Source organism: Pseudomonas furukawaii, from assembly GCF_002355475.1.
GTDB classification, from domain to species: Bacteria; Pseudomonadota; Gammaproteobacteria; order Pseudomonadales; family Pseudomonadaceae; genus Metapseudomonas; species Metapseudomonas furukawaii.
The window spans coordinates 3,724,551-3,744,461 of record NZ_AP014862.1 but is presented as its reverse complement, the minus strand read 5'-3'; the positions used below and the strand labels follow the sequence as shown (position 1 = coordinate 3,744,461).

General features: G+C 64.5%; 16 protein-coding genes. 10 read left to right on the top strand and 6 right to left on the bottom strand.

The window, feature by feature from the left end:
- Window positions 1–39: 39 nt before the first annotated feature.
- Window positions 40–849 carry a hypothetical protein gene (locus KF707C_RS17435; RefSeq protein ID WP_003456265.1) on the bottom strand — a complete coding sequence of 270 codons (810 nt, stop codon included), beginning with the start codon at window positions 847–849 and terminating at the stop codon, window positions 40–42.
- A gap of 472 nt (window positions 850–1,321) precedes the next feature.
- Between KF707C_RS17435 and fadB the strand changes: the two genes are divergently transcribed.
- From fadB to KF707C_RS17405, 6 genes are all read left to right on the top strand, one after another.
- Window positions 1,322–3,469, top strand: coding sequence for a fatty acid oxidation complex subunit alpha FadB (gene fadB / locus KF707C_RS17430; protein ID WP_003456263.1), 2,148 nt, complete (start codon window positions 1,322–1,324; stop codon window positions 3,467–3,469).
- A gap of 19 nt (window positions 3,470–3,488) precedes the next feature.
- On the top strand, window positions 3,489–4,664 hold the full coding sequence (gene fadA / locus KF707C_RS17425) for an acetyl-CoA C-acyltransferase FadA (protein ID WP_036993979.1): 1,176 nt from the start codon (window positions 3,489–3,491) through the stop codon (window positions 4,662–4,664).
- A 162-nt stretch (window positions 4,665–4,826) separates the two neighbouring features.
- A complete protein-coding gene (locus KF707C_RS17420) occupies window positions 4,827–5,063 on the top strand; it encodes a DUF1653 domain-containing protein (protein WP_003456257.1) in 237 nt (78 codons plus the stop codon).
- A 116-nt stretch (window positions 5,064–5,179) separates the two neighbouring features.
- Complete coding sequence (gene topA / locus KF707C_RS17415; protein ID WP_003456255.1) at window positions 5,180–7,786, top strand: type I DNA topoisomerase; 2,607 nt, start codon at window positions 5,180–5,182, stop codon at window positions 7,784–7,786.
- A gap of 66 nt (window positions 7,787–7,852) precedes the next feature.
- On the top strand, window positions 7,853–8,371 hold the full coding sequence (locus tag KF707C_RS17410; RefSeq protein ID WP_003456253.1) for a DUF6586 family protein: 519 nt from the start codon (window positions 7,853–7,855) through the stop codon (window positions 8,369–8,371).
- A 71-nt stretch (window positions 8,372–8,442) separates the two neighbouring features.
- On the top strand, window positions 8,443–8,676 hold the full coding sequence (locus KF707C_RS17405; protein WP_003456251.1) for a hypothetical protein: 234 nt from the start codon (window positions 8,443–8,445) through the stop codon (window positions 8,674–8,676).
- 79 nt (window positions 8,677–8,755) lie between these two features.
- Here the strand turns inward: KF707C_RS17405 and sulA are convergent, their stop codons facing one another.
- Both sulA and lexA read right to left on the bottom strand, forming a co-directional pair.
- Window positions 8,756–9,229 (bottom strand): SOS-induced cell division inhibitor SulA, encoded by a 474-nt coding sequence (gene sulA, locus KF707C_RS17400; RefSeq protein WP_003456249.1) that lies wholly within the window; start codon window positions 9,227–9,229, stop codon window positions 8,756–8,758.
- A 10-nt stretch (window positions 9,230–9,239) separates the two neighbouring features.
- Window positions 9,240–9,851 carry a transcriptional repressor LexA gene (gene lexA / locus KF707C_RS17395; RefSeq protein WP_003456247.1) on the bottom strand — a complete coding sequence of 204 codons (612 nt, stop codon included), beginning with the start codon at window positions 9,849–9,851 and terminating at the stop codon, window positions 9,240–9,242.
- Between the two features lie 231 nt (window positions 9,852–10,082).
- Between lexA and KF707C_RS17390 the strand changes: the two genes are divergently transcribed.
- From KF707C_RS17390 to KF707C_RS17375, 4 genes are read left to right on the top strand one after another with little or no spacing between them, the layout of a single operon-like run.
- A complete protein-coding gene (locus tag KF707C_RS17390) occupies window positions 10,083–10,790 on the top strand; it encodes a TetR/AcrR family transcriptional regulator (protein WP_003456244.1) in 708 nt (235 codons plus the stop codon).
- Window positions 10,791–10,832: 42 nt separating this feature from the next.
- Complete coding sequence (locus tag KF707C_RS17385; RefSeq protein ID WP_036993977.1) at window positions 10,833–11,357, top strand: L,D-transpeptidase; 525 nt, start codon at window positions 10,833–10,835, stop codon at window positions 11,355–11,357.
- Between the two features lie 9 nt (window positions 11,358–11,366).
- A complete protein-coding gene (gene nagZ, locus KF707C_RS17380; protein WP_003456240.1) occupies window positions 11,367–12,365 on the top strand; it encodes a beta-N-acetylhexosaminidase in 999 nt (332 codons plus the stop codon).
- A gap of 9 nt (window positions 12,366–12,374) precedes the next feature.
- Entirely contained in the window at window positions 12,375–13,112 is a 738-nt protein-coding gene (locus tag KF707C_RS17375; protein ID WP_003456238.1) for an S-methyl-5'-thioinosine phosphorylase, read from the top strand.
- 40 nt (window positions 13,113–13,152) lie between these two features.
- Here the strand turns inward: KF707C_RS17375 and KF707C_RS17370 are convergent, their stop codons facing one another.
- Genes KF707C_RS17370 through mfd form a run of 3 tightly spaced genes read right to left on the bottom strand, consistent with a single transcriptional unit; the run spans window position 13,153 to window position 19,787 of the window.
- On the bottom strand, window positions 13,153–15,786 hold the full coding sequence (locus KF707C_RS17370; RefSeq protein WP_003456237.1) for a DEAD/DEAH box helicase: 2,634 nt from the start codon (window positions 15,784–15,786) through the stop codon (window positions 13,153–13,155).
- A 6-nt stretch (window positions 15,787–15,792) separates the two neighbouring features.
- A complete protein-coding gene (locus KF707C_RS17365) occupies window positions 15,793–16,314 on the bottom strand; it encodes a CsiV family protein (protein ID WP_003456236.1) in 522 nt (173 codons plus the stop codon).
- Window positions 16,315–16,346: 32 nt separating this feature from the next.
- On the bottom strand, window positions 16,347–19,787 hold the full coding sequence (mfd, locus tag KF707C_RS17360) for a transcription-repair coupling factor (RefSeq protein ID WP_036994030.1): 3,441 nt from the start codon (window positions 19,785–19,787) through the stop codon (window positions 16,347–16,349).
- Window positions 19,788–19,911: the final 124 nt, after the last annotated feature.

The window sequence follows — 19,911 nt, the reverse complement described above, 5'->3', positions numbered from 1 at the left end:
GGGGGGCGGGGTTGACGGTACGCGCCCGTCGCGACCGCTTCAGCTGTGGGCCTCCGAGTAGCGGGCGGAAACATCCTCCAGCCCGTCGATGATGCGGTCGGAATATTTGTTGATGAGGAATGGCACGCTCTTCTCGTTGTAGTTCTTCAGCGATTTCTCGATGTAGCGCCATTTGGTGCTGATGCCGTCGAGTGCCTCGCGGATCTCCGGCGTATTCTGCGGCGCCTGCTCCAGGCTCGTCAGTCGCTGGGCGAACTCCCCCGCCAGTTCGTCGATGGCCTTGCCGCCGTTGCCGCCGAAGAAGCTCCCGCCGATGGAGGCGCTGCGCGATGCGTAGTCCACGGCGATGGTCTGCATCAGCAGGCTCTGCTCGCGGCTTCGCTCGGTCAGCGGCGGCACGCGGATGGCACCTTCCTCCTGGATTTTTCCGTACAGCCCATTGGCCAGGTCCAGCAGGCGCTTGTTGCGCGCGGCGAGGTCGGCGACCGGCTGCAGGTCGGTTACGCCATCTTCCCGCAGGGCGACCACCAGGCCATGCAACTGGCCGGAGTAGGTTCGCCATTCCTCTGTCAGTTGCGTGTGCAGGGCCTTGGAGACTTGGCCCGGCATGGTGCCCATTTCCTCGAGGCGCGCGTCGGCCCGCCGGACGGATTCGTCGATCATCCGGGCATAGCGCTGATCGCCTTCCATGCTGTTGTACATGTAGAAATCGCCCAGGCTGCGCTGGATGGCGAGACGCATCTGATGGAGCTTGAGCAGGTTGTCCGTCGCGGGGGATGGGGCGGTGCTGGCAAAGGCGGGCAGGGTGAGCAGGAAGCCCAGCAGCATGGCAAGCAGACGGCTCGTCATCGGTGTTTCTCCGTGGGCCAGTGGCCTCGATTGTTGTTGTTATCGGCGCTCGGATCCTGGCGGTCCGAGTGGCACGAATGTACTAATGGCCGGGGCAATTTGCCAGTGCCCCTCCGCCACCATTTCCAGTGCCCCGTGATTCTCGTGATGTCGCCCGATTGCCGCAGTGAATCGGCCGGCGAAGGCGCGCCGGCTGTGCCTGAGCGGCGTCTGGCGGCTCTGGAGCGTGGCCGGGCGGTCACGTTGCGCGATTGACAAGTACGGACTTTTCCGTGAATCTCGGCTCACCCAAATCAAACGGGCGTATGAATCGAGCGTTTGTCTCGTATGACGTTTCCAGTCGTACAGTCCGAATATCGTGTCGGCGGGTGTGCCCAACCGATCGGGACTATGCTCCGGCAGCGCCGGGAGCGGGTCCGCAGGTTGGCTCCGATGCGTAAAGTCCAGTTTCCCAAACCGTGGAGATCAGTTGATGATTTACGAAGGTAAAGCCATCACGGTTAAGGCTCTTGAGGGCGGTATCGTCGAACTGAAATTCGACCTCAAGGGTGAGTCCGTCAACAAGTTCAACCGTCTCACCCTCAACGAACTGCAGGAAGCAGTCGCCGCCATCAAGGCCGACGCATCGGTCAAGGGCGTCATCGTCAGCAGCGGCAAGGACGTATTCATCGTTGGCGCTGATATCACCGAGTTCGTCGATAACTTCCAGATGCCCGATGCCGAGCTGATGGCTGGCAACCTCGAAGCCAACAAGATCTTCAGTGCATTCGAAGACCTCGACGTTCCCACCGTTGCCGCCATCAACGGGATCGCTCTGGGCGGCGGCCTGGAAATGTGCCTGGCGGCTGACTATCGCGTCATGAGCGCCACCGCCAAGGTCGGCCTGCCGGAAGTCAAGCTGGGCATCTACCCGGGCTTTGGCGGCACCGTTCGCCTGCCGCGCCTGATCGGCGTGGACAACGCCATCGAGTGGATCGCGTCCGGCAAGGAGAACCGTGCCGAAGATGCGTTGAAAGTGGGCGCCGTCGACGCCGTCGTCGCTCCCGACCTGCTGCAGGCCGGCGCGCTGGACCTGGTCAAGCGTGCCATCTCCGGCGAACTGGACTTCAAGGCCAAGCGCCAACCCAAGCTGGAGAAGATCAAGCTCAATGCCATCGAGCAGATGATGGCCTTCGAGACCGCCAAGGGCTTCGTCGCCGGCCAGGCCGGTCCGAACTACCCGGCTCCGGTCGAAGCCATCAAGACCATCCAGAAAGCCGCCAACTTCGGTCGCGAGAAGGCCCTGGAAGTCGAAGCCGCCGGCTTCGTCAAGCTGGCCAAGACCTCGGTTGCCACCAGTCTGATCGGCCTGTTCCTGAACGATCAGGAGCTGAAGAAGAAGGCCAAGCAGCACGACGAGATCGCCCGTGACGTGAAGCTGGCCGCCGTACTGGGCGCCGGCATCATGGGTGGCGGCATCGCCTACCAGTCCGCCTCCAAGGGCACCCCGATCCTGATGAAGGATATCCGTGAAGAGGGTATCCAGACCGGTCTCAAGGAAGCCGCGAAACTGCTGGGCAAGCGCGTCGAGAAAGGCCGCATGAAGCCCGAGAAGATGGCTGAGGCGCTCAATGCCATTCGTCCGACCATGTCCTACGGCGATTTCGGCAACGTCGACATCGTGGTGGAAGCGGTCGTCGAGAACCCGAAGGTCAAGCACGCCGTGCTGGCCGAGGTGGAAGGGCATGTGCGTGAAGACGCCATCATCGCTTCCAACACCTCCACCATCTCCATCAGCTACCTGGCCCAGGCCCTGAAGCGCCCGGAGAACTTCGTCGGCATGCACTTCTTCAACCCGGTGCACATGATGCCCCTGGTCGAGGTCATCCGTGGCGAGAAGTCCAGCGAAGTGGCCGTGGCCACCACCGTTGCCTATGCCAAGAAAATGGGCAAGAACCCCATCGTGGTGAACGATTGCCCCGGCTTCCTGGTGAACCGCGTGCTGTTCCCCTATTTCGGTGGTTTCGCCAAGCTGCTGGAGTTCGGCGTCGACTTCGTCCGCATCGACAAGGTGATGGAGAAGTTCGGCTGGCCCATGGGCCCGGCCTACCTGTCCGACGTGGTGGGTATCGACACCGGCCACCACGGCCGCGACGTGATGGCCGAAGGTTTCCCGGACCGCATGGCCGTGGAAGGCAAGACCGCCGTTGACGTGATGTACGAGGCCAACCGCCTGGGTCAGAAGAACGGCAAGGGTTTCTATGCCTACGAGACCGACAAGCGCGGCAAGCCGAAGAAGGTCTCCGACCCGGTCGCCTACGAGATTCTCAAGCCGATCATCAAGGAGCAGCGCGAGCTGACCGATGAGGACATCATCAACTTCATGATGATCCCGCTGTGCATGGAAACCGTCCGCTGCCTGGAAGACGGCATCGTCTCCACTGCCGCCGAGGCCGACATGGGCCTGATCTACGGCATCGGCTTCCCGCCCTTCCGTGGTGGTGCGCTGCGCTACATCGACAGCATCGGCGTGGCCGAGTTCGTGGCCCTGGCCGACCAGTACGCCGATCTGGGCGCGCTGTACCACCCGACCGCCAAGCTTCGCGAAATGGCCAAGAACGGCCAGAAGTTTTTCGGCTAATTGAGCGAGAGTGAAGAATATGAGCCTGAATCCGAGAGATGCAGTCATTGTCGACTTCGGCCGCACCCCGATGGGCCGCTCCAAGGGTGGCATGCACCGCAACACCCGTGCCGAAGACATGTCGGCACACCTGATCAGCAAGCTGCTGGAGCGCAACACCAAAGTCGATCCGGCTGAAGTGGAAGACGTGATCTGGGGTTGCGTCAACCAGACCCTGGAACAGGGTTGGAACATCGCGCGCATGGCGTCGCTGATGACCCAGATCCCCCACACCAGCGCCGGCCAGACCGTCAGCCGTCTGTGCGGTTCCTCCATGAGCGCCCTGCACACCGCCGTGCAGGCGATCCAGACCGGGAACGGCGATGTGTTCGTGGTCGGTGGCGTGGAGCACATGGGGCACGTCGGCATGATGCACGGTGTCGATCCGAACCCGCATCTGTCCCTGTACGCTGCCAAGGCGTCCGGCATGATGGGGCTGACCGCCGAGATGCTGGGCAAGATGCACGGCATCACCCGTGAAGCCCAGGACCAGTTCGGCGTGCGCTCGCACCAGTTGGCCCACAAGGCTACCGTCGAAGGCAAGTTCAAGGATGAAATCATCCCGATGCAGGGCTACGACGAGAACGGCTTCCTGAAGGTGTTCGACTTCGACGAAACCATTCGTCCCGAAACCACCCTGGAAGGTCTGGCCTCCCTGAAGCCTGCGTTCAACCCGAAAGGCGGCACCGTGACGGCGGGTACCTCCTCGCAGATCACCGACGGCGCATCCTGCATGATCGTGATGAGCGCCCAGCGCGCCCAGGACCTGGGCATCCAGCCCATGGCCGTGGTGCGCGCCATGGCGGTCGCCGGCGTCGATCCCGCCATCATGGGTTATGGCCCGGTGCCTTCCACCCAGAAGGCCCTGAAGCGCGCCGGCCTGACCATCGACGACATCGACTTCGTCGAGTTGAACGAAGCCTTCGCCGCACAGGCCCTGCCGGTGCTGAAGGACCTCAAGCTGCTGGACAAGATGGAGCAGAAGGTCAACCTGCATGGCGGCGCCATTGCCCTGGGCCATCCGTTCGGCTGCTCCGGTGCTCGTATCTCCGGCACGCTGCTGAACGTGATGAGGCAGAACGGCGGCACCCTGGGTGTGTCCACCATGTGCGTGGGCCTGGGCCAGGGGATCACCACCATCTTCGAGCGCGTGTAAACGCGAACGAGATGAGAAAACCGGGGCCCAGCGCCCCGGTTTTTGCTTTCATGTGGAGGAACTTCGCAGGAAATTTCATGCAAGGGCTGGCTTCGGGTCGCCGCACGCGGCACCATGCGCAACCTTTGCGGGGTAGCCTGCATTCGTCACTGTGAGGCAATCATGAGCCTGCAACCGGGTCTTTACCGTCACTACAAGGGGCAGCAGTACCGGGTCATCGGTACTGCCCGGCATTCCGAAACCGAAGAGGAACTGGTGGTGTATCAGGCCCTCTATGGTGAATACGGCCTCTGGGTGCGTCCGCTCAATATGTTCACCGAGACGGTTCTGGTGGATGGTGAACAGATCGCGCGTTTCGCCCTGGTCAGCGTCGAGCCCGACCTCTTCCCGAAGCCCTGAGGGGCACGAAACCTGCCAGAGGCGCGCTTGACCGCGTCGCGCTGGCCACTATATATAGCGGTGCCGCGACGGGCGGCTCCCGCCTTTTACTTCTTCAATCAGGAACAAACCGATCAATGGGCAAATCGCTGGTCATCGTGGAATCCCCGGCCAAGGCCAAGACCATCAACAAGTACCTGGGCAACCAGTACGTGGTGAAGTCGAGCATCGGCCATATCCGTGACCTTCCCACCAGCGGTTCGGCGAGTGCCGCCAAGGAACCGGCCAAGCGCGGCAAGGTCGCCGCCGAGGCGCCCGCTCTGTCCGCCAAGGACAAGGCCCGTCGCCAGCTGGTTGCGCGCATGGGTGTGGACCCCGAGAACGGTTGGAAGGCGCAGTACGAGATACTGCCGGGCAAGGAAAAGGTCATCGAGGAGCTTCGCCGTCTGGCCAAGGACTCCGACACCATCTATCTCGCGACCGACTTGGACCGCGAAGGGGAGGCCATTGCCTGGCACCTGCGGGAGTCCATCGGTGGCGATGACAGTCGCTACAAGCGCGTGGTGTTCAACGAGATCACCAAGAAGGCCATCCAGGAGGCCTTCTCCCAACCCGGCGAACTGGACATCAACCGCGTCAACGCCCAGCAGGCTCGTCGCTTCCTTGACCGTGTCGTGGGCTACATGGTGTCGCCGCTGCTCTGGTCGAAGATCGCCCGTGGCCTGTCCGCCGGTCGCGTACAGTCGGTGGCGGTGAAGCTGGTGGTTGAACGCGAGCGCGAGATCCGTGCCTTCGTGCCCGAAGAGTACTGGGAAATCCATGCCGACCTGGCGACTGGCAAGGGCGCCAACGTACGCTTCGAGGTGGCCAAGGAGAACGGTGCGGCCTTCAAGCCGCTGAACGAGTCCCAGGCCATGGCGGCCCTGGAGAAGCTGAGGTCGTCGTCCTATAGCGTGGCCAAGCGCGAGGACAAGCCGACCTCCAGCCGGCCCTCCGCGCCCTTCATCACCTCCACCCTGCAGCAAGCCGCAAGCAACCGCCTGGGCTTCGGGGTGAAAAAGACCATGATGATGGCCCAGCGTCTCTACGAGGCCGGCTACATCACCTACATGCGTACCGACTCCACCAACCTCTCGGCCGACGCCATTTCCATGGTTCGGGGCTTTATCGAGGGCGAGTTCGGTCAGAAGTACCTGCCGTCCAAGCCGAACATCTATTCCAGCAAGGAAGGCGCCCAGGAGGCCCACGAGGCGATTCGACCGTCCGACGTCAACCTGCGCCCGAACCAGCTGTCGGGCATGGAGCGCGACGCTGAGCGCCTGTATGACCTGATCTGGCGTCAGTTCGTGGCCTGCCAGATGCCCCCGGCCGAATACCTGTCCACCAGTGTCAGTGTGAGTGCCGGTAGCTTCGAGCTGCGCGCCAAGGGCCGCATCCTGAAGTTCGACGGTTACACCCGTGTGTTGCCCCAGCAGAGCAAGCCGGGCGAGGACGACGTGCTGCCCGAGATGAACGAAGGCGAGTTGCTCAAGCTGCTGAAGCTGGACCCCAGCCAGCACTTCACCAAGCCGCCGGCGCGTTACTCCGAGGCCAGTCTGGTCAAGGAGCTCGAAAAGCGTGGTATCGGTCGCCCGTCCACCTATGCGGCGATCATCTCCACCATTCAGGAACGTGGCTACGTCACCGTCCATAACCGCCGTTTCTATGCTGAGAAGATGGGCGATATCGTCACCGAGCGCCTCAATGAAAGCTTCGCCAACCTGATGGACTACGGCTTCACTGCCGGCATGGAAGAGCACCTGGACGATGTGGCCCAGGGCGAGCGCAACTGGAAGCACCTGCTGGACGAGTTCTATGGTGACTTCAAGAAGAAGCTGGAGCTGGCCGAAGGCAGCGAGAATGGCATGCGTGCCAACCAGCCGACCTTGACTGACATCGCCTGCCGCGAGTGCGGCCGTCCCATGATGATCCGCACCGCGTCCACCGGCGTTTTCCTGGGCTGCTCCGGCTATAGCCTGCCGCCCAAGGAGCGCTGCAAGGCCACCATCAATCTGGTGCCGGGTGACGAAATTGCAGCCGACGACGAGGGTGAGTCCGAGTCCCGCGTGCTGCGTGGCAAGCACCGTTGCCCGATCTGCGCCACCGCCATGGATGCCTATCTGCTGGACGAGACCCGCAAATTGCACATCTGCGGCAATAACCCGGATTGCGCAGGCTATGAGATCGAGCAGGGGCAATACCGCATCAAGGGTTACGAAGGGCCAAGCCTGGAGTGCGACAAGTGCGGCAGTGAGATGCAGCTCAAGACCGGCCGTTTTGGCAAGTTCTTCGGTTGCACCAACGCCAGTTGCAAGAACACCCGCAAGCTGCTGAAGAGTGGTGAAGCCGCGCCGCCTAAGATCGACCCTATCCGCATGCCCGAACTGAAATGCGAGAAGGTGGACGATATTTACGTTCTGCGCGATGGCGCATCCGGCCTGTTCCTCGCGGCCAGCCAGTTCCCGAAGAACCGTGAGACCCGTGCCCCGCTGGTCAAGGAACTGATTCCGCACAAGGATGAGTTGGACGCCAAGTATCACTACCTCCTCGACGCTCCCGCCAAGGATCCGGACGGCCGTCCCGCCGTGATCCGCTTCAGCCGCAAGACCAAGGAGCAGTACGTGCAGACCGAGGTGGATGGCAAGCCTACTGGATGGCGCGCCTTCTTCGACGGCGGCAAGTGGAAGGTCGAAGACAAGCGCTGACCGACTGCTGCGCGCCCGGCTACGGGCGCGCATATACTGCTCCAGTCATCCGTGGAGGGCGCCGTCATGGCCCATGAGCTTTATACCCGCACCAATCAGAAGATTTTCTTCGCTGGCCTGTCGCTGGAGTCCTGGCGCAAGGCTGAAGAGGGCAGGGCAATGAACGCCCAGGCGCTGGTGCAGTCCGAGCGCGAGGCAGCTCTCTTTCATCTTTACGGCGCCTTGTTGGGGCTTTGCCATGAGATTGCCGGTTACTACCGGCTCCCGGAGGCTGGCGCTCCTCGGGTGGAGCAACTGCTGACACCGCAGGTGCTGGCGGCGGCGCCCAGTCCCGAACTGGCAGAGTTGGTGGAGTTGGCGCAGCAGGGCGAGACCTGGCTGGCGGAGCTTCTGGCGGCCTACCAGGCACTGTTCCAGCCGCCCCAGGCCCCCAGGCAGGCCAAGGTGGACCCGACCTTGCCATTGATCACGGCAGTCAGTGTGGACGAGGGAGAGGCGCCGCTAGGTCGTGACGTCCTCGAAAGCTGGCGGCAGAACCTTAAATCCCTGGCGTTGCGCTTCCGGGAAACCCTCAGCGAATGCTGATTTGATCGGCGGGCTAGGGCGTGCTGGCGGCTCGCTGTTACAATGGTCGCCTTTCGTGGAGAGATAAACCTATGCCTACGTCCTTTCTGGAAATAGTCGAGCTGCCTGACGGGCGCATTATCTTGCGCCGGGCCGAGGACGAGGAGGCGCTGGTGACACTGGACTTTTCCTCCGACGCCAAAGCTTTTCTTCAGGGGCATCACCTGGAAGTCGCCAAGGCCATGCTGAACGTCGGCGTCCAGATGGCTGGCCGTCTGGCCGAAGGTGACATGGACCATCAAGACGGTCCGCGCGTCCTGCACTGAGCCTTGAAGTCGGATCCTACGGCGATCCGGTTACCGTCTGAAGTCAGGGGTTCGGATTTTTCCGGTGCCCTGAATACTTTCAACCCAGCAGAATGTTCAGGCTCTGCGCGCTTCCTTCGCGCGCAGCCTGGGCCAGTTGGCGTTTGGCTCGCTGCCCCAGTTGAAGCCAGCTGACAACGGTGTGGCTGCGTCCCAGGCGCAGCGCTTCGCATGCCAGCTCCAGTGCGCTTTGCTGGCCGCGAGGTTGCAGGATGAGGATGCGCTCGCGGTTTAGGCCGGAGTCTCGCAGCCAGTCACGGCTCAGGCCTGCAGGTGCACCGACCAGTGTCAGCCAGCGGGCATCCGGCTCGTCGCTCAGCTCCCGAAGTACCGAGGCCAGCATATGCCTGCAGTGCCCGCTTGCGCCGCGCAATGCGAGTTCACTGAAGACTTCCGGTTCTTCCTGGTGGGGCTCTTCCACCACATCGGTCAGCAGCGGGGCCACGGGATTTGCCAGGATGGCATCGTGGAACAGGGGGAGCTGGGACCGAGCAAGGGACTGCGGGAACTGCATGAGGCCTCCTTTAGCGGCGAATCACGCCGACACTCAAACCTTCGATCACCAGGTCCTGTTCATCGAGGTTCACCTCGATGGGGGCGAATTCCGAGTTTTCGGCTATCAGCCAAACCCTGTCACCGTCGCGCTTGAAGCGCTTAACTGTGACTTCGTCCCCCAGGCGGGCGACTACGATCTGGCCGTTGCGAGCCTCCCGTGTGCTATGAACGGCAAGCAGGTCACCGTCGTAGATGCCGATGTCCTTCATCGACATGCCGCGCACGCGAAGCAGGTAGTCGGCGCGGGGATGGAAGAAGTCAGGGTTGATGCGGCAGGATTCCTCAATGTTCTGCTGGGCGAGGATGGGGGCGCCGGCAGCCACTCGGCCGATGACGGGCAGTCCGTCATCGTCGTTGGCGCCGGGCTCGAACCCGGGGACGCGGATGCCGCGAGAGGCGCCGGGGGTCATCTCGATGGCGCCCTTGCGGGCGAGGGCCTTGAGATGCTCTTCGGCGGCATTGGGTGACTTGAATCCGAGTTCCTGGGCGATCTCCGCGCGAGTGGGCGGAAAGCCATTGTCTTCAAGGCAGCGCTTGATGAATGCGAGAATCTCGGCTTGGCGGGGCGTCAGTTTCAGCATGGCGGCGCTCTGTCTTTTTATACAGTGACTGGGATTATATACAGTGATCCGCCCTTGGCAATTCTTCTTTTTCCGGGATGCGAGGCGGCTTCGCGGAGAGCCGATTCGTGCGGTGCTCGGAGGGGGCGAGGGGAGGCGATGACTGACCCGTCAGATAGTGGTGTGCGCGGCTTGACAAGCGGATAGGCTGAAACGTATGTTTCAAACAAGTGTTTGTCAGGCGGAGGAGCCATGGCCCAGTCGGAAACCGTTGAACGCATTCTGGATGCAGCGGAACAGCTGTTCGCGGAAAAGGGCTTCGCCGAAACGTCACTGCGCCTGATCACCAGCAAGGCCGGGGTCAACCTGGCTGCAGTGAACTATCACTTCGGCTCGAAAAAAGCGCTTATCCAGGCGGTCTTCTCGCGTTTCCTCGGACCGTTCTGCCAGAGTCTGGAGCGCGAGCTGGACCGGCGCCAGTCCAAGTCCGAGAGCAAGGCTACGCTCGAAGAACTGCTGGAGATGCTCGTCGAACAAGCACTGGCGGTAAAGCCTCGCAGCGGCAATGACCTGTCCATCTTCATGCGCCTGCTCGGGCTTGCATTCAGTCAGAGCCAGGGCCACCTGCGCAAGTACCTCGAAGAGGTTTATGGCAAGGTGTTTCGTCGCTACATGCTGCTGGTGAACGAGTCCGCTCCAAGGGTTCCGCCGCTGGAGCTGTTCTGGCGGGTGCACTTCATGCTGGGTGCCGCGGCTTTCAGCATGTCCGGCATCAAGGCCCTGCGCGCCATGGCAGAGAATGACTTCGGCGTGAACACCTCCATCGAGCAGGTCATGCGGCTGATGGTGCCCTTCCTCGCGGCGGGCATGCGTGCCGAGACCGGGGTAACCGACGAATCGCTGGCCAGCGCCGTGCTCAAGCCGCGCACCAAGGCGCCGACGGCTCCCGCCAAGGCGTAAAACGATGGGCGCAGGCGGGCTGATCGGCTAAGCTTGGCGCCCATGCAAATCCTCGATCTTCTGCATGTCTCCATTGCCGACCAGCAGCTCTATGGCTTCGCCTCAGGGCAGTTGGTGCTGCGCGTTCCCGTCTCCACGGCGTTGAATGGCCCGGGAGAGGCCAGTGGCTCCAATTGCACCCCGCGGGGGCTTCATCAGGTGCGTGCGAGGATCGGCGAAGGGCTGCCCATCGGTGCCGTGCTTCGCGGGCGGCGCTGGACAGGCGAGGTTTGGGATGCCGAACTCCATGCGCGCTTTCCCGGGCGTGACTGGATCCTGACTCGGATACTCTGGCTGAGTGGTTGCGAGCCTGGCCGCAACCGCCTGGGGCAGGTGGACAGTTTTCGCCGCTATATCTACCTCCATGGGACGCCCGACAGCGAACCCATGGGCGTGCCCCGTTCCCACGGGTGCGTTCGTCTGCGCAACACCGACATGCTGGAACTCTTCCAGCGCGTGCCCGTCCACTGTGCGGTACGTATCGACGAAGCGCCGTGCCCGGCCTGGGCCACAGCAGAACTCTCCTAAGGAATACACATGCAAGGTTCCCTGATGCTGGATATCGGTGGTACCTGGCTGACCGCCGAGGATCGGCAGATCCTCCGTCAGCCGGAAGTCGCCGGCCTGATCATCTTTGCCCGTAACATCGAGAGCCCGCGCCAGGTGCGTGAGCTTTGCGCCTCCATTCGCGCCATTCGTCCTGACCTGATCCTTGCCGTGGATCAGGAGGGCGGCCGTGTACAGCGCTTGCGCCAAGGCTTCCTGCGCCTGCCGGCCATGCGCGCGCTGGCTGACAATGACAACGCCGAGCAACTGTCCGAGCAATGCGGTTGGCTGATGGCTACCGAGGTGCTTGCGGCTGGCCTGGATATCAGCTTCGCGCCGGTCCTCGACCTGGACCATCAGCGCAGCGCAGTGGTCGGCAGTCGGGCCTTCGAGGGCGATCCGGAGCGCGCCGCGCGTCTTGCCGGTGCCTTTATCCGGGGCCTGCGCGGCGCCGGCATGGCTGCCACCGGCAAGCACTTCCCTGGTCATGGCTGGGCGGAAGCCGATTCCCACGTGGCGATTCCCGTCGATGAGCGCGAGCTGGACGAGATCCGCCGTAGCGACCTCGTGCCTTTCGCTCGCCTGGCCGCCGAGCTGGACGGTGTGATGCCCGCCCACGTCGTCTATCCGAAGGTGGACGACCAGCCGGCCGGCTTCTCCCGTCGCTGGCTGCAGGACATCCTGCGAGCCGAATTGAAGTTTTCCGGGGTCATCTTCAGCGATGACCTGTCCATGGCCGGCGCCCATGTGGTGGGTGACGCCGCCGAGCGTATCGAAGCCGCACTGACGGCCGGTTGCGACATGGGGCTGGTATGCAATGACCGCGCCTCCGCCGAGCTGGCCCTGGAGCGCCTGCAGCGCCTGGGTGCGAAGCCGCCGGCCAGCCTGGCACGGATGCGTCGCCGCGCCTTTCCGGGTACCGAATACCGTCAGGACCCCCGCTGGCTTCGCGCCGTGGCCGCCCTGCGCGAAGCCCAGTTGATCGATTGAGGAACCGACATGACCGTCTACGCCATCATTGGGGGCACCGGCCTGACCCAGCTCGAAGGCCTGCACATGAAAGCGCTGCTGCATCCGGAGACGCCCTACGGCGCCCCGTCTGCGGGCATCGTTCAGGGCGAGTACGCGGGGCGCGAGGTACTTTTCCTGGCGCGCCACGGTCACCCGCATCGCATTCCGCCGCATCAGGTGAACTACCGGGCCAATCTCTGGGCGCTGAAGCATGCCGGCGCCCAGGCGGTGATCGCGGTGAATGCGGTGGGGGGAATCCATCCCGCCATGGGCAGTGGCCATCTCGTGGTGCCGCACCAGGTGATCGACTACACCCACGGTCGCATCGGCACCTACTTCGAGGGTGACATCGATCACGTCACCCATATCGACTTCAGCCACCCCTACGACGAAGGCCTGCGTGGCAAGTTGCTCGAAGGGCTCAATGCCTGCGATTACGCCCATAGCGACTTCGGCGTCTACGGTTGCACCCAGGGGCCGCGCCTCGAGACCGTGGCCGAGATCGTTCGCCTTGAGCGCGACGGCTGCGACATCGTCGGCATGACCGGCATGCCCGAGGCCGCACTGGCGCGCGAACTGGACCTGCCTTATGCCTGCCTGTCACTGGTGGTGAATCCGGCCGCCGGCAAGTCCGAAGGCATCATCACCATGGATGAGATCGAGGCGGCGCTGGCCGAGGGTATCGGCAAGGTGCGCAATGTGCTTGCCCATGTCCTGAAGGGCTGAGTCGGCTCGGCCCGGTGTCCCGAGACGTCCGGGACACCCGTCAGGCCCTGCGGGGCAGGGGGGCGAAGAGGGCGTCGATGTCTTCTTCCCGCAGGCGCCAGTCGCCGTCCTCCCGCCCATCGAGGATGCCGCGCGCAAGCGTGGCCTTCTGGGCCTGCAGCTGCTGGATCTTCTCCTCCACCGTTCCCCGCGAGATCAGCCGATAGACGAACACCGGCTTGTCCTGGCCGATGCGATAGGCGCGGTCGGTGGCCTGGCGTTCCACGGCCGGATTCCACCAGGGGTCGTAATGGATCACGGTGTCGGCCGCGGTAAGGTTGAGGCCCGTCCCACCGGCTTTCAGGCTGATCAGGAACAGCGGCACCTCGCCGGCCTGGAAGCGTTGAACCGGGGTGCGGCGATCGCGGGTTTCGCCGGTGATCTGCACGTAGTCGATGGCGCGCTTGCGCAGTTCATCCTCGATGAGCGCCAGCATGCTGGTGAACTGGGAGAACAACAGCACCTTGCGGCCTTCGGCGATCAACTCCTCGAGCATTTCCATGAGGCTGTCCAGCTTGCCCGACGTGCTGCCCCGTGCCGGGCGAGGTCCCCGTTCCTCGATCAGGCGGGTGTCGCAACACACCTGGCGCAGCTTCAGCAAGGCCTCGAGGATCACGATCTGGCTCCGAGCCAGGCCCTTGCGGTCGATTTCGTCGCGCACCTTGCTGTCCATGGCCAGGCGCACTGTCTCGTAGAGGTCGCGCTGGCGGTCGCTCAGCTCCACCCACTGGGTGATCTCACTCTTGGCCGGCAGTTCGGTGGCCACAGCCTCCTTGCTACGCCGCAGCAGGAAGGGCTTGAGGCGGGCGTTGAGATGGGCCAGTCGGGTGGCGTCGCCGTGTCGCTCGATGGGCGTGCGGTAGTTGCGCAGGAAGCTCTGGCTGTCCCCCAGCCATCCAGGCATGAGGAAATGGAAGAGCGACCAGAGTTCACCGAGGTGATTTTCCAGGGGCGTGCCGGTGAGGCAGAGGCGCTGCCGTGCCTCCAGTTGCCGAACCGCCTGGGCGGCCTTGCTTCCGGGGTTCTTGATGTACTGCGCTTCGTCGAGGATCAGCAGGTGCAAGGGCAGCGCGCTGAAGTGCTCCAGGTCCCTTGGCAGCAGGGCATAGGTGGTGAGCAGCAGGTCGTGTTCGGCCATGTGCTCGAACGCCTTCTTGCGACTGGCGCCGTGCAGCGCCAGCACGCGCAGGTTCGGGGCGAAGCGCGCCGCTTCGTCCATCCAGTTGGGAATCAGGCTGGTGGGCATCACCACCAGCGCCGGCCGGTCCAGTCGTCCGGCTTCCTTCTCCAGCAGCAGGTGGGTCAGGGTCTGCAGTGTCTTGCCCAGGCCCATGTCGTCGCCCAGGATGCCGCCGGCACCGACGTCGCGGAGGGTCTGCAGCCAGGCGACGCCTTCCAGCTGGTAGTGGCGCAGCTCGGCGTTCAGCCCCTTGGGCGGACGGATCCGCGTCTGCGCTGCATCTCGCAGCTTGCGCGCGAGGTCGCGCAGGTCGTCGCCGCCTTGCCAGCTCAGGTCCAGCTCGTCCAGTTGGCTGAGTCGGGCGGCGTCGGGCCTGGCCAGTCGCAGCGTCTGGGCGGGCGCCTCGTCGTGGTGATAGAGGTCGCCCAGGGTGGCCAGTACCGGCTTGAGCCGGGCGAAGGGCAGCATGACGTGCAGCGGGCGGCCGTCACTGGCGCGGGTGGCGTCCAGTTGCAGGCGCAGTTGCTCGTCGTCCTTGCGGCGCTGCAGGTTCTGCGGGTCGAGCAGCTCCGGATTGCGCTGGATCAGCCGTAGCAGGACCGGCAGCAGGCTGATCCGCCGGCCTTCGACGACGATGCCCAGCTCCAGGTCGAACCATTCGCGGTTGGGGGCCTCCGTCACATCCGCGTACCAGCCGTCCACCTGGGACAGGTCGAACTGGAAGCCCGGACGGATATCGATCTGCCAACCCTGTTCGCGCAGACGTGGCAGATGTTCCCGCATGAACTGCAGCCAGTGCTCGTCGCTCGGTAGCTCGAACATCTCGGCGCTGTTGGCCGGCAGCGCCAGGCTTTGCCTCAGGGCCTCCTTGAAACCGAGTTGGCGAAGGGCGTCACGCCAGACCTGTTCGGCCTTGGGCTGGCGGGCGATGGCGAGACGTTCGCCATCATGGCGATGGTGCAGGCGTTCGGGGCGCAGGGGCTTGCCGTGGGCGCGGGCACCGTCGTAGTCGAAGAGCAGGCCGGCACGATGCTGCTGGCTGCCCACCATGCGGCCGCTGCGCAGGTCGTACTGGCTCTGGGCATGGCTGCCGAGAATCAGGTGCGGTTGCGGCAGCAGGTCGTCCACCAGTCGCTCTCTCGGTGGCTCGGGTACCTGCCAGCCCTCGGCGGGGAGGTCCAGCAGGTGGAGGATGGCGGCCACGCAGTGCTTGCAGTTGAAGCCCACCGGGCAACTGCAGCGGCCGACCACGCCGAGCCCCTTGGGGGCCAGGCGGACCAGTTGGGTGTAGACGTGGTCACCGGAGCCCTCGCAACGGGTCTCGATGCCCTTGTCGCTGAGGCTGAGCAGGCGGACCCGGTCTTCGCGGGAGTACCTCTCGCCTCGGGACAGGGCGCCTGCATCGAAATCCAGGCGCCAATCCAGCTCCCTCAGTTGGTCAAGCAGAGCACTCATGGTGCCTTAGAGTGGGCTGACGCGGATCAGGATGCCCAGGTTGCCGTGGTCGAGGTAGGTGAGCTCGCCGTTCTTCAGGCGCGCACCCTGGCGCAGGCGCTCGCTGCTGGTGATCAGGCCGCTGCCGTCGAAGCGGTTGATCCAGAAGTCGGCCTGGGCGTCGATGCTGCGGTCCAGGGTCAGGGCGAGGGTGCCTTCCACCGGGAAATGGCCGAGTTGCTGATCGCCGGAGGACACCGCCACGGTGCTGGGGGTGGTCGACAGGCTCTGGGACCAGGCCTTGTGCAGCAGTACCTCATAGCCGGCGTTGGGGTTCAGCTTGGCGACTTCGCCATCGAGGGCGGTGGCGCGCTCGCTGCCGTCGATGGACTGGCCGCCGGCGGCCCAGTCGTCCGGCGCGGGCTGGCTGGCGGGGATGGGCTCGCCGGCCTGGCGGAAGAGGATCATCTCCACCGAATAAAGGCCGTCGGCGAACGCGGCCGGGGCCAGCAGGGCGAGCAGGAGGGCGAAGTTACGGATGGCACGCATGGGTCATTCCTTATTGGGCATCGCTCCGCAGACTACTGCGGAGCCAGGCGCTCGAACAGCGCCTCGAGGGTGTTGAAGCGTTCTTCCGGGCGCTCCATGGGCACCTGGAACTTGAACAGTGTGGCGCCTTCGAACTTGTAGCGCTTGGGCTGGCCCTGGATCAGCTTGATCAGGACCAGGGGGTCGACACAGGTGTCCTGGGCGAACTCGATGCGCCCGCCCTGGGGGCCGGCGTCCACCTTGCGGATGCCGAGCTTCTCCGCCTGCAGCTTCAGCAGGGTCAGGCGAACCAGGTGCTTGGTGGGCTCGGGCAGCAGGCCGAAGCGGTCGATCATCTCCACCTGGAGTTCCTTCAGGCCGTCCTCGTCGGCGGCTGAGGCGATGCGCTTGTACAGGATCAGGCGTGCATGGACGTCGGGCAGGTAGTCCTCGGGAATCAGCGCCGGGACCCGCAGGTTGATCTCCGGCCCGCCGCCCAGGGGCTGCTCCAGATTGGGCTGTTCGCCCTTCTGGATGGCCTTGACCGCGCGCTCCAGCATTTCCATGTAGAGGGTGAAGCCCACCGCCTGGATCTGGCCGCTCTGTCCCTCGCCCAGGAGTTCGCCGGCGCCGCGGATTTCCAGGTCGTGGGTGGCCAGCACGAAGCCGGCGCCCAGGTCCTGGGCGTTGGCGATGGCTTCCAGGCGCTTCTCGGCGTCCGGCGTCATCTGCTTGCGGGGTGGCGTCAGCAGGTAGGCATAGGCCTGGTGGTGGCTGCGTCCGACGCGGCCGCGCAACTGGTGCAGCTGGGCCAGGCCGAACTTGTCGGCACGCTCGATGACGATGGTATTGGCGCTCGGCACGTCGATGCCGGTCTCGATGATGGTCGAGGCCACCAGCACGTTGAAGCGCTTGTGGTAGAAGTCGCTCATCACCTGTTCCAGGTCGCGTTCGCGCATCTGTCCGTGGCCAACGGCGATGCGGGCCTCCGGCACCAGTTCGGCCAGCTCGGCGGCACACTTCTCGATGGTGGCCACCTCGTTGTGCAGGTAGTAGACCTGGCCGCCCCGCAGCAGCTCGCGGAGCAGCGCCTCCTTGATCGCGGTGTTCTGCCGTTCCATGACGAAGGTGCGCACCGACAGGCGGCGCGCCGGCGGCGTGGCGATGATGGAGAGGTCGCGCATGCCGGCCACGGCCATGTTCAGAGTGCGCGGGATCGGCGTGGCGGTCAGGGTGAGGATGTCCACCTCGCTGCGCAGGGACTTCAGTTGCTCCTTCTGGCGAACGCCGAAGCGATGCTCCTCGTCGATGATGGCCAGGCCCAGGTTCTTGAAGCGGACATCATCCTGCAGCAGCTTGTGGGTGCCGATGATGATGTCGATCTTGCCCTCGGCCAGTTGCTGCACCGCGCCTTCCACCTCCTTGGCGGACTTGAAGCGGCTCATGACCTCCACTTTCACCGGCCAGTCGGCGAAGCGGTCGCGGAAGCTGTTGTAGTGCTGCTGGGCCAGCAGGGTGGTGGGCACCAGCACCGCCACCTGCTTGCCGCTGTGGACGGCGACGAAGGCGGCGCGCATGGCCACTTCGGTCTTGCCGAAGCCCACGTCGCCGCAGACCAGGCGGTCCATGGGCTTGGGGGCGAGCATGTCCGCCAGTACCGCTTCGATGGCGGCCTGCTGGTCCGGCGTCTCCTCGAAGGGGAAGCCGGCGGCGAAGGTGGCGTAGTCGACCTTGGGGTCGAGGAAGGCATAGCCCTTGCGAGCGGCGCGGCGTGCGTAGATGTCCAGCAATTCGGCGGCCACGTCGCGGACCTGCTCGGCGGCCTTGCGCTTGGCCTTCTGCCAGGCCTCGGAACCCAGTCGGTGAAGCGGGGCGAGGGCGTCGTCGCTGCCGGTGTAGCGGGCGATCAGGTGCAGGCTGGCTACCGGCACGTAGAGCTTGGCCTCCTCGGCGTACTGCAGGGCGAGGAATTCCGCGGCCTGGCCGTCGATCTCCAGGGTGATCAGGCCCAGGTAGCGGCCGACCCCGTGGTCGATATGGACCACCGGTGCGCCCTCGCGCAGTTCGGCCAGGTTCTTGATGACGTTGTCGTTGGCGTCGCCCCGGCGCTCGCGGCGGCGGCGCTGCATCACCCGCTGGCCGAACAGCGGGCTCTCGGCGATCAGGGCAAGGCCCGGATCATCCAGCAGCAGGCCTTCGTCCAGCGGCGCGATGGTGATGGCCATGCGCTGGTCGCTGGCGATGAAGGCTGACCATCCATCCACTTCAAGGGGACGCAGCTTGAGACGTGCGAGCATTTCCAGCAGCACTTCGCGGCGGCCGGCGGACTCGGCGCTGAACAGCACGCGGCCGGGGAACTCGTCGAGGAACCGGCGCAGGGCGGCCAGGGGCTCGCTGGCCTTGGCCTGGATCGCCAGGTCGGGCAGGGCCCGGGCGGAAAAACGCTCACGGCCGATGCCGGGCTCGACATCCTCCTGGCTCAGGACCAGGCGCGGGGACCCTTTCAGGCGGGCAAAGCAATCCTCCACCGGCAGGAAGAGTTCGGCGGGCGGCACCAGCGGCCGTTCCGGATCGACGCGGCGTTCTTCGTAGCGGTTGCGCACGTCGCCCCAGAACTGCTCGGCGGCCTGCTCGATCCCCGGCAGGGAGAACACCTGGGTGTCCGTCGGCAGGTAGTCGAAGAGGGTGGCGGACTCTTCGAAGAACAGCGGCAGGTAGTACTCGATCCCCGAAGGCGTGATGCCGCTGGCCAGGTCCTGATAGATGGGGCAGCGGCGGAAGTCCACGTCGAAACGCTCGCGGAAACGTCCGCGGAAATCGGTGACGGCCTTCTTGTCCAGTGGGAACTCCCGGGCCGGCAGCAGGCGGATCGACTCCACCTTCTCGATGGAACGCTGGGTCTCCGGGTCGAAGGTCCGCAGGGTCTCGATCTCGTCGTCGAACAGGTCGATGCGGTAGGGCAGGTCGCTGCCCATGGGGAAGAGGTCGATCAGGGCGCCACGCACGGCGAACTCGCCATGCTCGTACACCGTGTCCACGCAGCGGTAGCCGGCAGCCTCCAGGCGCAGGCGCATCTGCTCCACATCCAGTTTCTGGCCCACGTCCAGCACCAGGCTCGAGCCCAGCAGGAAGCGGGTCGGCGCCAGGCGGTGCAACGCGGTGGTGATGGGCACCACCAGTACGCCGTGCTTGACCCCGGGCAACCGGTACAGGGTGTCGACCCGCTGGGAAATGATGTCCTGGTGGGGCGAGAACAGGTCGTAGGGCAGGGTTTCCCAATCGGGAAAATGCAGCACGTCCAGGTCGGGTGCGAAGAAGCCGAGTTCCTGCTCCAGGCGCTCGGCGCTCTGGCTGTCGGCGGTCAGTAGCAGGGTGAAGCGCTTGGCGGCGCTGGCGGCTTCGGCGATCGCCAGGCTGAGGGCGGCACCGGGCAGGTTGCCCCAATGCTGTTTGCCGGCAGCGGCGGGCAGGGGCGGGAGACGCAGTACGGACAGGGGCAAGTGGGGCTCCGGTCGAAAAGGGATCGGCGGATTGTAACTATCCCGACTAGCGGATGTCAGTGTCAGGGCTGCTGCTGATTGCCGGCGACTGCGTGCGCCGTCATAATGTAGCCCCTTT

Bases quoted from the DNA above. Each gene is read 5' to 3' on its own strand.
- KF707C_RS17435 (WP_003456265.1), bottom strand. From the start codon at position 849: ATGACGAGCCGTCTGCTTGCCATGCTGCTGGGCTTCCTGCTCACCCTG.
- fadB (WP_003456263.1), top strand. From the start codon at position 1,322: ATGATTTACGAAGGTAAAGCCATCACGGTTAAGGCTCTTGAGGGCGGT.
- fadA (WP_036993979.1), top strand. From the start codon at position 3,489: ATGAGCCTGAATCCGAGAGATGCAGTCATTGTCGACTTCGGCCGCACC.
- KF707C_RS17420 (WP_003456257.1), top strand. From the start codon at position 4,827: ATGAGCCTGCAACCGGGTCTTTACCGTCACTACAAGGGGCAGCAGTAC.
- topA (WP_003456255.1), top strand. From the start codon at position 5,180: ATGGGCAAATCGCTGGTCATCGTGGAATCCCCGGCCAAGGCCAAGACC.
- KF707C_RS17410 (WP_003456253.1), top strand. From the start codon at position 7,853: ATGGCCCATGAGCTTTATACCCGCACCAATCAGAAGATTTTCTTCGCT.
- KF707C_RS17405 (WP_003456251.1), top strand. From the start codon at position 8,443: ATGCCTACGTCCTTTCTGGAAATAGTCGAGCTGCCTGACGGGCGCATT.
- sulA (WP_003456249.1), bottom strand. From the start codon at position 9,229: ATGCAGTTCCCGCAGTCCCTTGCTCGGTCCCAGCTCCCCCTGTTCCAC.
- lexA (WP_003456247.1), bottom strand. From the start codon at position 9,851: ATGCTGAAACTGACGCCCCGCCAAGCCGAGATTCTCGCATTCATCAAG.
- KF707C_RS17390 (WP_003456244.1), top strand. From the start codon at position 10,083: ATGGCCCAGTCGGAAACCGTTGAACGCATTCTGGATGCAGCGGAACAG.
- KF707C_RS17385 (WP_036993977.1), top strand. From the start codon at position 10,833: ATGCAAATCCTCGATCTTCTGCATGTCTCCATTGCCGACCAGCAGCTC.
- nagZ (WP_003456240.1), top strand. From the start codon at position 11,367: ATGCAAGGTTCCCTGATGCTGGATATCGGTGGTACCTGGCTGACCGCC.
- KF707C_RS17375 (WP_003456238.1), top strand. From the start codon at position 12,375: ATGACCGTCTACGCCATCATTGGGGGCACCGGCCTGACCCAGCTCGAA.
- KF707C_RS17370 (WP_003456237.1), bottom strand. From the start codon at position 15,786: ATGAGTGCTCTGCTTGACCAACTGAGGGAGCTGGATTGGCGCCTGGAT.
- KF707C_RS17365 (WP_003456236.1), bottom strand. From the start codon at position 16,314: ATGCGTGCCATCCGTAACTTCGCCCTCCTGCTCGCCCTGCTGGCCCCG.